The 17,123-nt window shown below is 61.1% G+C and carries 15 protein-coding genes; 13 read left to right on the top strand and 2 right to left on the bottom strand.

All coding sequences use genetic code 11. The annotated features are described in order from the left end of the window. Positions 1–79: 79 nt before the first annotated feature. From A9513_RS09345 to A9513_RS09325, 5 genes are all read left to right on the top strand, one after another. Entirely contained in the window at positions 80–2,677 is a 2,598-nt protein-coding gene (locus tag A9513_RS09345) for a glycosyltransferase (protein WP_024766712.1), read from the top strand. 132 nt (positions 2,678–2,809) lie between these two features. Beyond that, positions 2,810–3,967, top strand: a complete 1,158-nt coding sequence (gene dapE / locus A9513_RS09340; protein ID WP_169887319.1) for a succinyl-diaminopimelate desuccinylase — start codon at positions 2,810–2,812, stop codon at positions 3,965–3,967. Continuing rightward, positions 3,964–4,143, top strand: a complete 180-nt coding sequence (locus A9513_RS09335) for a hypothetical protein (protein WP_024766714.1) — start codon at positions 3,964–3,966, stop codon at positions 4,141–4,143. The genes dapE and A9513_RS09335 overlap by 4 nt, the downstream gene beginning before the upstream one ends. Continuing rightward, complete coding sequence (locus tag A9513_RS09330; protein ID WP_065084545.1) at positions 4,143–4,952, top strand: putative RNA methyltransferase; 810 nt, start codon at positions 4,143–4,145, stop codon at positions 4,950–4,952. Before A9513_RS09335 ends, A9513_RS09330 begins: the two co-directional genes overlap by 1 nt. A gap of 10 nt (positions 4,953–4,962) precedes the next feature. Beyond that, on the top strand, positions 4,963–5,334 hold the full coding sequence (locus A9513_RS09325) for a hypothetical protein (RefSeq protein WP_024766716.1): 372 nt from the start codon (positions 4,963–4,965) through the stop codon (positions 5,332–5,334). A gap of 69 nt (positions 5,335–5,403) precedes the next feature. Here A9513_RS09325 and A9513_RS09320 read toward each other — a convergent pair whose 3' ends face one another. Both A9513_RS09320 and A9513_RS09315 read right to left on the bottom strand, forming a co-directional pair. Continuing rightward, complete coding sequence (locus tag A9513_RS09320; protein ID WP_015476243.1) at positions 5,404–5,613, bottom strand: cold-shock protein; 210 nt, start codon at positions 5,611–5,613, stop codon at positions 5,404–5,406. A gap of 574 nt (positions 5,614–6,187) precedes the next feature. Beyond that, complete coding sequence (locus tag A9513_RS09315) at positions 6,188–6,631, bottom strand: YMGG-like glycine zipper-containing protein (protein WP_065084544.1); 444 nt, start codon at positions 6,629–6,631, stop codon at positions 6,188–6,190. Between the two features lie 170 nt (positions 6,632–6,801). Between A9513_RS09315 and plsB the strand changes: the two genes are divergently transcribed. From plsB to wecC, 8 genes are all read left to right on the top strand, one after another. Beyond that, on the top strand, positions 6,802–9,306 hold the full coding sequence (plsB, locus tag A9513_RS09310) for a glycerol-3-phosphate 1-O-acyltransferase PlsB (RefSeq protein WP_065084543.1): 2,505 nt from the start codon (positions 6,802–6,804) through the stop codon (positions 9,304–9,306). 96 nt (positions 9,307–9,402) lie between these two features. Beyond that, the gene (locus A9513_RS09305; RefSeq protein ID WP_065084542.1) at positions 9,403–9,849 is read left to right on the top strand and encodes a low molecular weight protein-tyrosine-phosphatase; all 447 of its coding nucleotides are present in this window, start codon (positions 9,403–9,405) and stop codon (positions 9,847–9,849) included. 149 nt (positions 9,850–9,998) lie between these two features. After that, positions 9,999–11,051, top strand: coding sequence for a glycosyltransferase family 4 protein (locus A9513_RS09300; RefSeq protein WP_065084541.1), 1,053 nt, complete (start codon positions 9,999–10,001; stop codon positions 11,049–11,051). 311 nt (positions 11,052–11,362) lie between these two features. Then, the gene (locus A9513_RS09295; RefSeq protein ID WP_065084540.1) at positions 11,363–11,809 is read left to right on the top strand and encodes a low molecular weight protein-tyrosine-phosphatase; all 447 of its coding nucleotides are present in this window, start codon (positions 11,363–11,365) and stop codon (positions 11,807–11,809) included. Between the two features lie 23 nt (positions 11,810–11,832). Further along, the gene (locus A9513_RS09290) at positions 11,833–14,067 is read left to right on the top strand and encodes a polysaccharide biosynthesis tyrosine autokinase (protein WP_065084539.1); all 2,235 of its coding nucleotides are present in this window, start codon (positions 11,833–11,835) and stop codon (positions 14,065–14,067) included. Between the two features lie 41 nt (positions 14,068–14,108). After that, a complete protein-coding gene (rfaH, locus tag A9513_RS34750) occupies positions 14,109–14,606 on the top strand; it encodes a transcription/translation regulatory transformer protein RfaH (RefSeq protein WP_083196060.1) in 498 nt (165 codons plus the stop codon). 275 nt (positions 14,607–14,881) lie between these two features. Then, positions 14,882–16,009, top strand: a complete 1,128-nt coding sequence (gene wecB / locus A9513_RS09285) for a non-hydrolyzing UDP-N-acetylglucosamine 2-epimerase (RefSeq protein WP_218060699.1) — start codon at positions 14,882–14,884, stop codon at positions 16,007–16,009. Positions 16,010–16,082: 73 nt separating this feature from the next. After that, positions 16,083–17,123: UDP-N-acetyl-D-mannosamine dehydrogenase (wecC, locus tag A9513_RS34745; RefSeq protein WP_141678364.1), on the top strand; the 1,041-nt coding region annotated here is incomplete at its 3' end.

The raw sequence follows: 17,123 nt of genomic DNA, 5'->3' as shown, positions 1-17,123 counted from the left end.
GATGCGCCCCGACCGAAGAGTCTCCCGCGGAGACTGTCCCGGCCCCTCCCCGTTCCACCCTTTGGAACCCGATCGCACCATGTCTTCACGCAAGTTCGGCCTCAACCTGGTGGTTTTCGTCGCCCTCGCGGCACTCTTCACCGGCTTCTGGGCTCTCTACAACCGTCCGGTCAGCGTTCCCGACTGGCCGGAAAGCATTTCCGGATTCTCCTTCTCGCCCTTCCGCCTGAACCAGAATCCGCAGAAGGACCAGTTCCCCAGCGATGATGAGATCCGCTCGGACCTGGAACTGGTCTCCAGGAACACCGACAACATCCGCACCTACTCGGTGAAGGGCTCACTGGCCGACATCCCGCGCCTGGCGGAAGAGCTCGGCATGCGCGTCAGCCTCGGCATCTGGATCGGTCCGGACGAGGCCGAGAACGAGGCCGAAATCGAGCGCGGCATCGAGATCGCCAACAACTCGCGCAGTGTCGTGCGGGTCATCGTCGGCAACGAGGCGCTGTTCCGCCGCGAGGTCACCGTCGAGCAACTCACCGCCTACCTGGACCGCGTGCGCAAGGCGGTGAAGGTACCGGTGACGACCGCCGAGCAATGGCACATCTACGAGAAATACCCGGAGATGGCCAAGCACGTCGACCTGATCGCCGCCCACGTGCTGCCGTACTGGGAATACACGCCGATGGACAACGCCGTGCCGTTCGTCCTCGAGCGCGCCAAGGAGCTGCGCGCCAAGTTCCCGCGCAAGCCGCTGCTGCTGGCCGAAGTCGGCTGGCCGAGCAACGGCCGCATGCGCGGCGGCGCCGACGCCACCCAGGCGGATCAGGCCATCTACCTGCGCACGCTGACCAATGCGCTGAACAAGCGGGGCTACAACTACTTCGTCGTCGAGGCCTTCGACCAACCCTGGAAAGTCGGCGACGAAGGCTCGGTGGGTGCCTACTGGGGCGTGTATAACGCCCAGCGCCAACCCAAGTTCAACTTCACCGGGCCGGTGGTGAACATCCCGCAATGGCGCGCCCTGGCGGTCGCCTCGGTGGTGATGGCGCTGCTTGCCCTGACCCTGCTGATGATCGACGGCAGCGCCCTGCGCCAGCGCGGGCGGACCTTCCTCACCGTGGTCGCCTTTGCTGGCGGCTCGGTGCTGGTGTGGATCGCCTACGACTACAGCCAGCAATACAGCACCTGGTTCAGCCTGACCGTCGGCGGCCTGCTGGGCATCGGCGCGCTGGGCGTATTCATCGTCTTGCTCACCGAGGCCCATGAACTGGCCGAGACCGTGTGGGTGCGCAAGCGCCGCCGGCCGTTCGACCCAGTGCTGACCGATACCGGCTATCGGCCCAAGGTCTCGGTGCACGTGCCCTGCTACAACGAACCGCCGGAGATGATGAAGAAGACCCTGGATGCGCTGTCCAGGCTCGACTATCCGGATTTCGAAGTCCTGATCATCGACAACAACACCAAGGACCCGGCGGTCTGGGAACCGGTGCGCGACTACTGCGAAGTCCTCGGCCCGCGCTTCCGCTTCTTCCACGTCGCGCCCCTGGCCGGCTTCAAGGGCGGCGCGCTGAACTACATCCTGCCGCACACCGCGCCGGACGTCGAAGTCGTCGCGGTGATCGACGCCGACTACTGCGTCGAGCCGAACTGGCTCAAGCAGATGGTGCCGCATTTCAGCGATCCGAAGATCGCCGTGGTGCAGTCCCCACAGGACTACCACGACGGCGAGGAAAACGTCTTCAAGAAGCTCTGCTACGCCGAGTACAAGGGCTTCTTCCACATTGGCATGGTCACCCGCAACGACCGCGACGCGATCATCCAGCACGGCACCATGACCATGATCCGCCGGACCGTGATGGACGAACTCAAGTGGGCCGACTGGACTATCTGCGAGGACGCCGAGCTGGGCCTGCGGGTGTTCGAGAAAGGCTATTCGGCTGCCTACTCGCACCAGAGCTTCGGCAAGGGCGTGATGCCCGACACCTTCATCGACTACAAGAAGCAGCGCTTCCGCTGGGCCTATGGCGCCATCCAGATCATGAAGGGCCACGCCCGCGCGCTGTTCCAGGGCAAGGACAGCAAGCTCACCCTCGGCCAGCGCTACCACTTCATCGCCGGCTGGCTGCCGTGGATCGCCGACGGCATGAACATCTTCTTCACCGTCGGCGCGCTGCTCTGGTCCTCGGCGATGATCATCGTGCCCAAGCGGGTCGATCCGCCGCTGCTGATCTTCGCCATCCCGCCGCTGGCGCTGTTCTTCTTCAAGTTCGGCAAGATCATGTTCCTCTACCGCCGCGCCGTGGGCGTCAACCTCCTGCGTTCGTTCCAGGCGGCGGTGGCAGGCCTTGCGCTGTCGCACACCATCGCCAAGGCGGTGCTCTACGGGGCGTTCACCAAGACCATCCCGTTCTTCCGCACGCCGAAGATGGCCTCCAACCACGGCCTGCTGGTGGCACTGGCAGAGGCGCGCGAGGAGGTCTTCATCATGCTGCTGCTGTGGGGCGCCGCACTGGGCATCGTGCTGGTGCAGGGCGTACCGAGCCGCGACATGATGTTCTGGGTGGCCATGCTGCTGGTGCAGTCGCTGCCCTACCTCGCCGCACTGGTGATGGCGCTGCTGTCGGCCGCGCCCAAGGCTCAGGAGGCGCCGGCAGCGGATGTCGCGCCGGCCAACTGATGCAAAGCCTGCGGGAGCGAGCCAGCTCGCTCCCGCTGGGTGAACCGTACCGCTGATCCGCTCCCGAGAACGCCGGCCAAACGCCGGCGTTTTTGCTTTAAGATGGGCGCCTTTTTCCGTTCCACCCCCAGGATGCCCTCAATGTCCCTCTCGCCGACCCTGGCCCTCGCCTGCGAGCTGATTCGCCGTCCCTCCGTCACACCGGTCGATGCCGACTGCCAGCAGTTGATGATGCAGCGCCTGGACGCCTGCGGCTTCGCCCTGGAGCCCATGCGCATCGAGGATGTGGATAACTTCTGGGCCCTGCGCCAGGGCCGCGACGGCGCCAATGGCCCGGTGCTGTGCTTCGCCGGCCACACCGACGTCGTCCCCACCGGCCCAGAGCAGGCCTGGCAGCACCAGCCGTTCGACGCCCTGATCGATGCCGACGGCATGCTCTGCGGCCGTGGCGCGGCGGACATGAAAGGCAGCCTGGCGTCGATGATCATCGCCACCGAGCGCTTCGTCGCCGACCACCCCGACCACCGCGGCAGCATCGCCTACCTGATCACCAGCGACGAGGAAGGCCCCGCCCATCACGGTACCAAGGCCGTAGTCGAGCGCCTGAAGGCCCGCAATGAGCGCCTGGACTGGTGCATCGTCGGCGAGCCGTCGAGCACCACCCTCGTGGGCGACATCGTCAAGAACGGTCGCCGCGGCTCCCTCGGCGCCACCCTGACCGTGCGCGGCAAGCAGGGCCACGTGGCCTATCCGCACCTGGCGAAGAACCCGATCCACCTCGCCGCCCCGGCCCTGGCCGAACTCGCCGCCGAACACTGGGACAACGGCAACGACTACTTCCCGCCGACCAGCTTCCAGATCTCCAACATCAACGGCGGCACCGGCGCGACCAACGTGATTCCGGGCGACCTGAAGGTGATCTTCAACTTCCGCTTCTCCACCGAATCCACCGTGGAGGGCCTGCAGCAACGCGTCGCGGCGATCCTCGACAAGCACGGCCTGGAGTGGCACATCGACTGGGCGCTGTCCGGCCTGCCCTTCCTCACCCAGCCCGGCGAGCTGCTCGATGGCGTGGCGGCGGCGATCCGCGCAGTCACCGGCCGCGAGACCACGCCGTCGACCTCCGGCGGCACCTCCGATGGCCGCTTCATCGCCACCATGGGCACCCAGGTGGTCGAACTCGGTCCTGTGAACGCCACCATTCACCAGGTGGACGAACGTGTACTGGCCAGCGACCTCGATGTGCTGACCGAAATCTATTACCAGACCCTGGTGCGGCTGCTGGCATGACTGGACCGAACAAAGGCTTCTGCCTGGGCGCCATCCAGCCCGACACCCCGCCGCCCGCGCCAGCCGCCGAGCGCCGCTATTCCTTGCGCGTGTACCAGATTGCCCAGCGCCGCCGCTCGCTGCCCACCGTGCTGCGCAACGACCTGCCGCAGCCGCTGGGACCGGGGAAGAAGTGATGCTGATCTGTCCACTGTGCCGCGAGGCACTCACCGAAGCCGACAACGGCGTGGCCTGCCCCGCCGGGCACCGCTTCGACCGCGCACGCCAGGGCTACCTGAACCTGCTGCCGGTGCAGCACAAGAAGAGTCTCGATCCAGGCGATAACGCCGCCATGGTGGAGGCGCGCCGCTACTTCCTCGGCGCCGGCCACTACGCCCCGCTGGCCGGGCGCCTGGCCGAACTGGCTGCCGAGCGTGCTCCAGGGCGCTGGCTGGATATCGGTTGCGGCGAGGGTTACTACACCGCACAGCTGGGCGAAGCCCTGCCGCAGGCCGACGGCTATGCGCTGGATATCTCCCGCGAGGCCGTCAAACGCGCCTGCAAGCGCGCCCCGCAACTGACCTGGATGGTCGCCAGCATGGCCCGCGTGCCGCTGGCCGATGCTTCCTGCCAGTTGCTGGCCAGCGTGTTCAGCCCGATCGACTGGAGGGAAGCCACACGCCTGCTGACTCCCGGAGGCGGCGTGCTGCGCCTGGGCCCGGCACGCGACCATCTGCTGGAACTGCGCGAACGCCTGTACGATGAAGTGCGCGAATACGTCGAAGACAAGCACCTCGTCGATCTGCCTGAAGAACTGAAGCTGGCGCACACCGAACAACTGAGCTTCAAGCTGCCGCTGGAAACCCGCGAAGCCCGCGAGCACCTGCTGGCGATGACGCCCCACGGCTGGCGGGTCAATGCCGAGCGACGCGAACGCATCCTCGCCGAGCCCTTCGAGGTGACGGTCGCGGTACGCTACGATTGGCTGCAACGCCAAGAACCCTGACGAGGACGCCATGCGCCAACCGGATATCGAGATCTACATCAAGGATGCCGACCAGGCCGCCGTCAGCGCCTGGCTGGAAAAGGCACTTGGCCCTTGCAGCGAATGGCGCAAACAGGGCGAAACCCTCAAGTGCACCGCCGGTGGCATCCCTGCGACCTGGCTGCCGAAAGCCGTGGGCAAGTGGAACAGCCTGTTCCTCGAAAGTGACCGTACGCCATGGGACGACGACGCCGCCTGCGCCCGCGATGCCTGCGCCGCGCTGGACGTGGAAGTGCGCTGTGCACCAGGCAGTTGGAGCGAGGATCAGGGCGAGGAAGACGCGGACCGCTGGCTGAAAGTGACCGCCGCGGGCGTCGAGGAAATCACCTGGCGCACGGGCTGAACGCTGGCTTGCGCAAGGCTGTAAAAACAAAGGCCCGTCCAATGGACGGGCCTTTGTTTTTTCGGGGGCTCAGACCTTGGCGACGTCTTCCGCCTGGAGGCCTTTCTGACCCTGGATCACCGAGAACTCCACTTTCTGGCCTTCGACCAGGGAGCGGTGACCATCGCCACGAATGGCACGGTAGTGAACGAAAACGTCCGGACCGCTATCGCGTTGAATGAATCCATAACCTTTGGCGTCATTGAACCACTTGACGGTTCCGACCTCACGATCAGCCATTACCACACTCTCCAACTTGCCTATTATTTTTGGATGGCCCCCGGGAATGAGGACTTCGGCAGTCGCCGGCTGAACGCTTTCCTTATCATCCAACCCGCACCGAATGGCACGTAGGAAGGTAATTCGAATAACGCCGACGGGCGACAGCGCTCCCGAGTATATAAATCAAAAGTTACAGCTGAAAAGCACTTTTTCATCCCCTCCGCGCCCCTATGACCAAAGAGGACAAAGTGCCATTTTTCGGGGCCTGCAGAGCCATTTTGGTGCTCGTTACCACGCGTAACGAAAGTGTTTCGAACGTGGACCTTTTCGCACTTTCACGCATTTGCGGCGGGTAGTTTCGTTCCCGCTCGTCCGCTTGAGCGAGCTTCCGAAAAATCTTTCAGACAACGGATCAGCCGGCGCTCCAGTTGCCTCTGCGACGATATGCCCGACTATTCCGCTGCTGAATAGGCATTCCGTTCTTCATCCAAGTCAATGGAGATATCCCGGATAATTCCGCTTCCACTCAGCAAACTGCAGACAGGCTGTGCACCATCGCGGTTCTTTTGTCTCGGCAACCCACTGCCGCAGTTCAGGGACTGACCTGATAACCCCGGCCCTGCATACAACCGCCATAGGCGCTGGCACTAGCCGAACTCTGGGTGCGCCGATCCTGCCGACGCTCCTGGCGCTGCCGCATGCCACCGACCGCCGCACCGGCAGCCGCCACTTCGCCGGCACGGTTCTGCCGGTACTGCTGTTTGGCATCGTCGCTGGCGCGGTCGTAGAGTTCATCATGCTGCTGCCCGCGCACTTCTGCGCCGACGGCTCCGGCTGCCGCGCCCTTCGCCGCGCCGCGAACCCGCCCGCCGACATGCGGATCGGAACTGGAAGTGCTGGCCGCCGCCGCGTTGCAATCGGCCATATCCAGCTGCATCTGCTGGCTGCTCTGCCCTTTGAGCGGAACCACTGTCTGGGCCTGGGCAGGCAGCGCGGCGCAAAACGCCAGCAGGCATCCCAAGGTAAGCGCACGCATCGCGGAACCTCCCTAGAAGTTCATCCCTCAAAGGGCAGGATAGCCGCTACCCACGGGGCATCCGCGCAACTCCGACCAAGCGCTCGCGGCTTTGCTGGCGGGGGCCTAATCCGGCAAACTAGCCGGTCTGAGCAATCGCTCGTTTTATCTCTGCCAGCCATAGGGCCTGTATGCCTCGTTACCCGTTCCGCCGCTTCGGTTTCGGTGCCCTGCGCCGCCTGCTTTATCTCTGGGTGCGCTCGGAAACCATCAACCAGTCGTCCTTCAGCCTGAAGATCGACCGCAGCAAACCGGTCCTGTACGTCCTGCAGCAGCCCTCGGTGAGCGACCTCGCCGTGGTGGATACCGAATGCCGCAAGGCCGGCCTGCCGCGCCCGGTCATGCCGGTGGCAGTGGGTGAATCCATCGAACCCGCCGCCTTCTTCTACCTGACCCCCGAGCCCGACTGGCTGGGTCGCCAGGACAAACGCGGCGCCCCGCCAGCATTGGTGCGCATGCTCGGCGCCATCGGCCAGAACGGCATCGACGATGCGCAGATCGTCCCGGTCAGCGTGTTCTGGGGCCAATCGCCGGACAGCGAAAAGAGCGCCTGGAAGCTGCTGTTCGCCGACAACTGGGCCGTCACTGGCCGACTGCGCAAGCTGGCGCGCATCCTCATCCTCGGCCGCAAGACCCGCGTGCAGTTCTCCGCCCCCATCCATCTGCGCGAACTGGTGGAGCAGAACAAGGGCCACGAACGCACCCTGCGCATGGTCCAGCGCATCCTGCGCGTGCACTTCCGCAACCAGAAGACCGCAGTGATCGGCCCTGACCTCTCCCACCGCCGAAACCTGGTCAAGGGCCTGTTGCGTGCGCCGCTGGTGCGCCAGGCGATCCAGGAAGAATGCGAAACCCAGAAGATTTCCCAGGAAAAGGCTGAAGCCGCCGCCCTGCGTTATGCCAACGAGATCGCCGCCGATGTCTCCTACCCGGTGATCCGCTTCCTCGAAGTGACCCTGACCTGGTTCTGGAACAAGCTCTACGAGGGCGTGAAGGTCAACCACATCGAGCGCGTCCAGGAAGTCGCCCAAGGTCACGAGATCGTCTACGTGCCCTGCCATCGCAGCCACATCGACTACCTGCTGCTGTCCTACCTGCTGTTCCGCAACGGCCTGACCCCGCCGCACATCGCCGCCGGCATCAACCTGAACATGCCGGTGGTGGGCTCTATCCTGCGTCGCGGCGGGGCCTTCTTCATGCGCCGCAGCTTCAAGGGCAACCAGCTGTACACCGCGGTGTTCAACGAATACCTGCACACTCTGTTCAGCCGTGGGTTCTCCACCGAGTACTTCGTCGAAGGCGGCCGCTCCCGCACCGGGCGCATGCTGCATCCACGCACCGGCATGCTGGCGATCACCCTGCGCAGCTTCCTCCGCGACTCGCGCCGTCCCATCGTCTTCGTCCCCGTGTACATCGGCTACGAGCGCGTGCTCGAAGGCCGCACCTACCTGGGTGAACTGCGAGGAGCGGCGAAGAAGAAGGAGTCGATATTCGATATCTTCAAGGTCATCGGCGCACTCAAGCAGCGCTTCGGTCAAGTCTGGGTGAACTTCGGCGAGCCGATTCACCTCGACCGCTTCCTCGATCAGCAACAACCGGATTGGCGCCAACAGGAGCTGGGGCCGGAATACCGCCCAGCCTGGCTGTCGGAGACCACCAACCACCTGGCCCGCGACGTCGCCCGCCATCTCAACGATGCTGCCGCGATCAACCCGGTAAACCTGGTGGCACTGGCACTGCTATCCACTACCCGGCTGGCACTGGACGAAACCGCCCTGGCGCGGGTGATCGACCTCTACCTCGACCTGCTGCACAAGGTGCCCTACTCGCCCAGCGCCACACTGCCCGAGGGCGACGGGCAGCAGTTGATCGAGTACGTGAAGAGCATGAACCTGCTCAGCGAGCAGAAGGACGCCCTCGGCCGCATCTGCTACCTCGATGAACAAAACGCGGTACTGATGACCTACTACCGCAACAACGTCCTGCACATCTTTGCCCTGCCGGCGCTGATCGCCAGCTTCTTCCAGAACAGCGGCCGAATCAGTCGGGAACAGCTCCTGCGCTACACCCGCGCGCTGTACCCGTACCTGCAGGCCGAGCTGTTCATCCGCTGGAGCCTGGACGAGCTGGACGCGGTGGTCGACCAGTGGCTGCAGGCCATGGTCGCCAGCGAACTGCTCAAACAGGAGAACGACACCTTCATCCGCCCAGCCCCCAGCTCACGCCAGTATGTGCTGCTGACCCTGCTGGCCCGCGCCATCACCCAGACCCTGCAGCGCTTCTACATGTCCATATCGCTGGTGCTCAACGCCGGACAGAAGCAGCTCACCGCCGAGGAACTGGAAAACCTCTGCACCGTGATGGCCCAGCGCCTGTCGGTCCTCCATGGCCTCAATGCCCCGGAGTTCTTCGACAAGAGCCTGTTCCGTCACTTCATCCAGACCCTGCTGGACGAAGGCGTGCTGCGCAGGGACGAGAACGGCAAGCTGAGCTACCACGAACTGCTCGGCGAACTGGCCGAGGGAGCCGCCAAGCGCGTGCTGCCAGCGGAAATTCGCCTATCCATCCGCCAGGTCGCTCTGGAGCGCCCGCCCCAGGAAGAAACCGCTCCCGCCGAGCAGCCGCCCGCCAGCTAGAGCTGAGCCCTGCTGCCCTCTGACGGCGGCTTGACGCCCCTGCACCACGACCGATAGATTTCTGACGATTATCGGTCGCGGTCAGGGACGCTCAACGTGTTCAACAGGATTCTGATCGTCTGCGTCGGCAATATCTGCCGAAGCCCAATCGCCGAACACCTGCTGCGCGAATCCCTGCAGGGCACCGATATCGCCGTGGCCTCCGCCGGGCTCAGCGCGCTGGTCGGCCACCCCATCGACAACACCGCCCTCGCCATCCTCCGCCGCCACGGTCACCACCCCCAACCTCACCGAGCCCGCCAGCTCAACGCCGAGATGATCCATGAGGCCAATCTCATCCTGGTCATGGAGCAATCGCAGATCGACAGCGTGATTCGCCTGGCGCCTGAGGCCCGCGGCAAGACCTTCCTGCTGGGCAAATGGCAGACCGATCAGGAGATTCCGGACCCTTACCGCAAAGGCCCGGAAGCCTTCGAACGCGCGTACTCGCTGATCGAATCGGCGGTCGCCCCGTGGATCGGTCGCGTACAAGTTCGCCGGTAATTTGGCAATTAATTCGCCATCCGACAAAAGCGTCAGAAATCCTTACATTGCACTGTTGAAAAAGGCTACGCTCTAGCCCAGCAAGACCATATCCAGCTGTTTGGTCTCCCAGTTACGACAAGTAATTTTCCAGGGGCCTACATCGCTTTATGAAGATCCTGCACATCACCGAGTCCTTCGGCGGCGGCGTCACCTCGGCCATCAACTCCTACATCCTCAACTCCCAGCAGCATGAGCACTACCTGCTGGCCTCGGTGCGCAAGGGCGATACCACCGGTGAGGAAAGTCAGGGCCTGTTCAAGCACATGGAACTGGTGCCGCGCCGGCTTTCCAGCCTGGCGCGGGTGAGGCCCTACATCGATCGCATACAGCCGGACGTCATCCACCTGCACAGCACCTACGCCGGCGCGCTGATCCGCGCCTTGCCGTTCATCCCGGCGCAGAAGATCGTCTACACCCCGCACGGTTTCGCCTTCCTGCGTGGCGATCATCCCTTGATGCTGAAGGCCTACCGCGCCATCGAGTCGCTGCTGGCACGGCGCACCGCAGTGATCGCCGGCTGCGGCATGGATGAACAACGCATTGCCGGGGAACTGATCGAACCGGGGCATACCCTGGGGCTGGTCAATGTTTGCGACGAACTGCCGGAGGTGCCGACAGTTCGCAGCCTCACCAGCAAGCCTGTGGTCGGCATGGTCGGGCGTATCAACCGGCAGAAGGGCCATGAATACTTCCGCGCCATGGCCGAAAGCTGCCGGGAAATCGCCCACTTCAAATGGATTGGCGGAGGCGATGCTCGCGCCATGGCGGAACTGGAGCACGCCGGTATCGAAGTGACGGGATGGCGCCCACGCGCTGAAGTCATCGCACACATGCAGGGGCTGGACCTCTACTTCCACACTGCCGCGTGGGACGGATTTCCGATTTCAGTGCTGGAAGCAGCGAAACTCGACCTGCCCATCGCACTGCGGCGCATCGGCCCCTTTGTCGCCGAAGGACTGGTCACGGCAAAGGATGCGGACGATGCCCGGAAGACGGTAATTGCCTTCGCCAAGGGCGAGTCTTCCACGCTGGCCGACCTCCGACTCAACTGCAGCAGCATTCGGAGTCTGCATTCCGGTGAACAACTGCAGTCGTCCCTGGAGGACCTCTACTCCCGCTTCACTCAGCGACCCGCCGCCGATCACCTGGCGATCGGCTGAAGCATTGCCGAGAAAATGCCCTGCGAGAGGACAGTCTTTTGCCCGGGCGAACCGATAGATAATCGCCCCTCCCGACTCCGTTTGCGAATCGCCAGCGGAGACCTTCTTCACACTCTCACCCGCCCCCGATAGTTCCATTGCGCCACATTCCCGGCTTGTGGGAATTCATCGCGCGAACCACCCAGCACTTGTCTCCGCCAATGCCGGAATATTCCTAAAGCCGCCAATCGGCGGGAAAGCGCATTGAATCACCCTCCCGCGCGGCTTAATTTCGCCAGCCTCCGGTCTCCACCACCATGGCGAGATTCAGCGTGTTCAATCAGGTGCTCATCGTTTGCGTCGGCAATATTTGCCGCAGCCCCACTGCAGAGCACCTGCTGCGACAGGCTGTTCAGGACTGCAACATCGTGGTCGGTTCCGCCGGTTTGGCTGCACTGGTCGACCAGCCGATCGAGCAGCACGCCCTCGCGACACTCTCGCAGCACGGCCAACAACCCGCATCGCATCGTGCCCGTCAGCTGACGCCGAAGATTCTCCAGGACGCCGATCTGGTGCTGGTCATGGAGCGCAATCACCTGCGCGACATCAACCAACAATCCCCGCAGTCCCGAGGCAAGACCTTCCTGCTCGGCAAATGGCAGCACGATCGTGAAATTCCAGATCCGTACCGGCAAGGTGAGGCGGCCTTCGAGCATGCCTATGCCTTGATCGATGAGGCAGTCGCCACATGGTCCCGATATCTCCGCACCACTCGATAAGCGTTCACCGCGAAGTACCCCTCATGCAACATGCGCAATCCCTCGCACCGCAAGCGTCCGTCGATGATGACGAAATCGACCTGCTCCGGCTGTTCGGCGTCCTGATCGATCACAAGTGGATGATCACAGGCATCACCGCCGGATTCCTGCTCGCAGGGATCGCCTATGCCGTACTCGCCACCCCCATCTACCGCGCTTCGGCGACCATTCAGGTGGAGCAGAAAGCACCCGGAATTCCCGGGCTGACCGAGATGAGCGACATCCTCGGCGGCTCGCAATCCCAGGCCGTGACCGAGATTCAGTTACTGACCTCGCGCAACGTGATCGGCAAGGCCGTGGACAATCTGCACCTGGATATCGATACCCAGCCGTCGTTGTTCCCGCTAATCGGCAGCTTTCTCCAGCGACGCTATCAGCCAGACAACCCCGGCGACATTGCCCCAGCGCCGTTAGGCTTGAGCCGCTTTGCGTGGGGCGGCGAGTCGCTGGAAATCTTCCAGCTGGAAGTCCCCGATAGCCTTCTCGAAAAGAACCTGACGCTGGTCGCCGAAGAAGCCGGAGGTTTCCGGCTGCTCGATGACAACGATGAGTTGCTGGTCGAGGGCTCCGTCGGTCAGGCCTATGACGAGCGAGGTATCAAGCTGCAGGTCAAGACCCTGCACGCCAACGCCGGGACTCGGTTCCTTCTCACCAAGCAACGTCGGCTCAGCACCATCCTCGACTACCAGGACGCACTCAAGGTAGCCGAGACCGGCAAGGACTCCGGCATCATCGACCTGACGCTGGACGACGATGATGCGGCCAGGGCACTCGCCGTACTGAACGAGATCAGCCAGCAGTATGTGCGCCAGAACGTGCAGCGCGCTTCCGCCGAGGCGGCTTCCAGTCTCGAATTCCTGCGCGGCCAGTTGCCCGATGTTCGCCGCGATCTGGAAACTGCCGAGAACGCATTGAGCAGCTACCAGACCAGGGCCAAGTCGGCCGACATCAGCCTTGAAACCAAGGCGCTGCTCGACCAGAGCGTCGCCCTGGATACCAGCATTTCCGAGCTGAAGCTGCAGCAGGCCGAGATGGACCGCAAGTTCACCCGCCAGCATCCCGCCTACCAGGCGCTGGCCAGGCAGATCGGTGAGCTTACGGCCAAGCAGAACGGCCTTGCCAAGCGCGTCGAGGGCCTACCGGAAACACAGCAGGACCTGTTGCGCCTGACCCGGGACGTAGAAGTCAGCACTACCATCTATACGCAGTTGCTGAACAAGAGCCAGGAGCTGGATGTTGTACGTGCGGGCTCCGTCGGCAATGTGCGTGTCATCGACACCGCCGACGTCGACGTCACCAAACCCGTGAAACCCAAGAAGCCGCTGATCGTTGTGATCGCAACCCTGCTGGGTCTGTTCATTGCCATTGCTCTGGTGCTCCTGCGCAAAGCGTTGAATCGAGGCATCGAAACCGCGGACGCCATCGAGCAACTGGGTCTTCCGGTCTACGCCTCCGTTCCCTTCAGTGCCCTGCACAAAGCCGATGAAGACCAACTGGGGGCAGGCAAGAAAGACAGCCGTGCGGTCGCTCCCCTGCTAGCGACGAGTCATCCTACCGACCTCGCCATCGAGTCGCTGCGCAGCCTGCGCACCAGCCTCCACTTCGCCATGCTGGAATCGGGGGACAACCGGCTGATGATCTCCGGCCCAAGCCCGGATGTCGGCAAATCCTTCGTTAGTTCGAACCTTGCTGCCGTAATCGCCCAGACCGGCCAACGCGTCCTTCTGATAGACGTGGATATGCGCAAGGGTTACCTGCACAAGACACTCGGCGCAAACGACAAGTTCGGTCTGTCGGACCTGCTGATCCAGCGCTGCAGCTTCCAACAGGCGGTGCAGCTAACCAAAGTGGAAAACCTTCACTTCATCTCCCGCGGGGAGATTCCACCGAACCCTTCCGAATTGCTGATGCACCCGAACTTTACCAGCTTGCTGGAGGCAGCCAGCAGCGAGTTCGACCTCGTCATCCTCGACACCCCTCCTCTCCTGGCCGTCACCGACGCCGCCATCGTCGGCCACCAAGCAGGTACCAGCCTGATCGTCACCCGCTTCGGCCGCAATGCTCCGCGGGAGATCGAACTGACCATCCGCCGCTTTGCACAGAACGGCATTCAATTGAAGGGCGCCATTCTCAATGGAGTCGAGCGGCGTGCCGCGGATTACTACGGCAATGGCGCCTACAGCAATTATCAGTATGAGTACCTCTCGGATAAGTCTTGACACTTTCCCGAGAGCGATATCCCTGACCAGGGGAGTGAGATATGCAAGCTACAAATGAAAAACGCTGGTACCTGGTGCAGTGCAAACCAAAACAGGACTTTCGTGCACTCGAGCATCTGCAACACCAGGGGTACGAGTGTCTGCTACCAATACACCAGATTGAACGACTACGTAAGGGTCGATGGACTCACCAACAAGAGCCACTATTTCCGGGTTATATCTTCATTGAACTGGACACTTTCCAGGACAATTGGATGCCCATTCGCTCTACACGTGGAGTGAACCAGATCGTCCGATTTGGGGCTAATCCGCTACCGGTCCCCATCAGTATCATCACCAGGCTACGCGATAGATCAGAACTTATAGAGCATGAACTTCAACCTGGAGACAGAGTGATAATAGACCAGGCTGGAAGCCAAGGGCTCGAGGCTGTTTTTCTGACTAAGGATGGTACGGAAAGGGTTATATTATTAATGAATATTCTCCAACGTGAAGTGAAAGTCACCGTATCACTTCACGGAATTTCAAGAGTAGTCTGAATACTCAGCCCCAGCATCACCTAGAAAATCAGACATACATAAGTCGACTTGTACAGCTACGTCTCAGGGGCTAACGAATAATCCTGGGGCGGTAGCGTGCATTAATATCAGTAACCCCCGTAACCCCTGATCCATCTACTCTTGCCTGCTGGAATACTCTAAACAGCAAAAACTTCTTGGCCGGCCGCCATCAAGCAAAAAAACACCGTTTAAACCACGATTAAATGAATAATTAATCAGCTTATCCGCACTGGAAAACCAATTAGGATTTACTTGTGACAATCAGGACCCTTTGCATTTTCGGCACACGCCCGGAGGCCATCAAAATGGCACCTTTGGCCTTGGCTCTGGCAAGTGATAAAAACTTCGAATCTAAAGTGTGTGTAACCGGGCAGCATCGAGAAATGCTCGACCAAGTTCTGCAGCTTTTCAATATAAGTCCGGACTTCGACCTAAATATCATGAAGCCCGGACAGGATCTGACCGATGTAACGACCGCTATCCTGCAGGGGCTGAAACACATTTTCAGCTCATATAAGCCAGATATAGTACTTGTACATGGTGACACCGCGACTACTTTCGCTGCCAGTCTGGCCAGCTACTACCAGCAGATTCCGGTAGCGCATGTTGAAGCCGGATTGCGTACGGGAGACCTCTACTCTCCCTGGCCAGAAGAGGCCAACCGGAAGCTGACCGGGGCTCTGGCCAACCTACACTTCGCACCAACCAATACCTCTAGAAACAATCTCGTGCAAGAAGGGATCGATCCAGAATCTGTCATTGTCACCGGTAACACCGTAATCGACGCCCTTCTGGATGTAGCTTCCAGACTCGACAACGACACAACACTTCGGACCCAAGCAGAAATACCCCTCGGACACCTCAACTTGAGTCGCAAGTTCATACTTGTGACGGGCCACCGCCGCGAAAGTTTCGGCGGTGGTTTCGAGCGCATATGCCAAGCCCTCATGGAAGTGGCACAGCAGCACCCCGAGGTCGACATCATCTACCCAGTTCACCTCAACCCCAACGTCCATGAGCCCGTCAACCGCCTACTGGCCGGCATACCCAACATCTACTTGATCGCACCTCTGGACTACTTGCCATTTGTCCACCTGATGAGCCGAGCGCACATAATCCTTACCGACTCCGGCGGTATCCAGGAGGAAGCTCCCTCGCTGGGAAAACCCGTCTTGGTTATGCGGGATACAACAGAGCGGCCTGAGGCGATCGCAGCCGGTACGGTCAAGCTGGTTGGCACTGTAAGTGCGAATATTGTCCGAGCACTTAACACACTTCTGACTGATCCGAACGCCTATCGCGCCATGAGCTTTGCCCACAACCCGTACGGGGATGGTAAAGCCTGCAGCCGCATTCTCGATGCATTATCCGCCCGCCAATAAGCAGCAGATGGCCTCGCACAGTTCGCAGTAGCAATTTTCAACTCTCTGCTTCAGCCTATATAAGGACGCAAATATGCATTACCAGACAATCTCGGTAGTAGGTCTGGGCTACATCGGTTTGCCGACAGCTGCCGTATTCGCCTCTCGAAATAAGATGGTTATCGGCGTCGATGTGAATCCACTAGCAATCCAGACCATCAATCGTGGGGAAATTCATATTGTCGAACCCGATCTAGATAAAGTGGTGCAGGCCGCTGTTGCTAATGGTTACCTACGTGCAACCCTTATCGCAGAGCCAGCGGATGCCTTTCTGGTTGCTGTACCGACTCCATTCAAAGGAGATCACGAACCCGACTTGAGTTACATCGAATCGGCGTGCAAATCCATTGCGCCAGTATTGAAAAAAGGGGACTTGATAGTCCTCGAATCCACCTCGCCAGTAGGCGCTACTGAGCAGATGGCCGCCTGGCTTGCAGAGGCGCGGCCGGACCTATCATTCCCCCAAACTCATGGCGAGGCCTCGGACATTCGTGTAGCTCACTGCCCCGAGCGCGTTCTTCCAGGCCATGTTCTGCGAGAGTTGGTGGAAAATGACCGTGTCATTGGTGGCATGACCTCCAAATGCTCAGATGCAGCAGTAGCACTTTATAAGATCTTCGTCGAGGGTGACTGCATCATTACCGATGCTCGCACTGCAGAAATGTGCAAGCTGACGGAAAACAGCTTCCGAGATGTGAACATTGCCTTCGCCAATGAACTTTCGATGATCTGTGACAAGCTGGATATAAATGTTTGGGAGCTGATCAAACTAGCCAATCGGCACCCTCGCGTCAACGTTCTTCAGCCAGGCCCAGGAGTGGGAGGTCACTGTATAGCAGTCGATCCTTGGTTCATTATCCACTCTGCTCCACAACAATCAAAATTAATAAAGACAGCAAGAACTGTAAACAACAAGAAGCCGGAACACGTTATTGAGAAGATACAGGAAAAAGCAAAATCATTTGACAATCCGATAATAGCTTGGCGGCCGCAAAAACTGAGTGCAACACCCGACCATTTCGGTAAGGTGTTGCCCCATGTCCTATCACGAACTCAGCGCCACAGAGCGCGTCAC

Source organism: Pseudomonas sp. AU12215 (assembly GCF_001675465.2).
In the GTDB taxonomy this organism is placed as follows: domain Bacteria; phylum Pseudomonadota; class Gammaproteobacteria; order Pseudomonadales; family Pseudomonadaceae; genus Pseudomonas; species Pseudomonas nitroreducens.
Note: the sequence above shows the minus strand (reverse complement) of the source record. Positions and strands in the feature narration are given on the sequence as shown.

What these genes read in the sequence shown, in the direction of transcription:
- A9513_RS09345 (WP_024766712.1), top strand. Translation starts at nt 80, where the DNA reads ATGTCTTCACGCAAGTTCGGCCTCAACCTGGTGGTTTTCGTCGCCCTC.
- dapE (WP_169887319.1), top strand. Translation starts at nt 2,810, where the DNA reads ATGCCCTCAATGTCCCTCTCGCCGACCCTGGCCCTCGCCTGCGAGCTG.
- A9513_RS09335 (WP_024766714.1), top strand. Translation starts at nt 3,964, where the DNA reads ATGACTGGACCGAACAAAGGCTTCTGCCTGGGCGCCATCCAGCCCGAC.
- A9513_RS09330 (WP_065084545.1), top strand. Translation starts at nt 4,143, where the DNA reads ATGCTGATCTGTCCACTGTGCCGCGAGGCACTCACCGAAGCCGACAAC.
- A9513_RS09325 (WP_024766716.1), top strand. Translation starts at nt 4,963, where the DNA reads ATGCGCCAACCGGATATCGAGATCTACATCAAGGATGCCGACCAGGCC.
- A9513_RS09320 (WP_015476243.1), bottom strand. Translation starts at nt 5,613, where the DNA reads ATGGCTGATCGTGAGGTCGGAACCGTCAAGTGGTTCAATGACGCCAAA.
- A9513_RS09315 (WP_065084544.1), bottom strand. Translation starts at nt 6,631, where the DNA reads ATGCGTGCGCTTACCTTGGGATGCCTGCTGGCGTTTTGCGCCGCGCTG.
- plsB (WP_065084543.1), top strand. Translation starts at nt 6,802, where the DNA reads ATGCCTCGTTACCCGTTCCGCCGCTTCGGTTTCGGTGCCCTGCGCCGC.
- A9513_RS09300 (WP_065084541.1), top strand. Translation starts at nt 9,999, where the DNA reads ATGAAGATCCTGCACATCACCGAGTCCTTCGGCGGCGGCGTCACCTCG.
- A9513_RS09290 (WP_065084539.1), top strand. Translation starts at nt 11,833, where the DNA reads ATGCAACATGCGCAATCCCTCGCACCGCAAGCGTCCGTCGATGATGAC.
- rfaH (WP_083196060.1), top strand. Translation starts at nt 14,109, where the DNA reads ATGCAAGCTACAAATGAAAAACGCTGGTACCTGGTGCAGTGCAAACCA.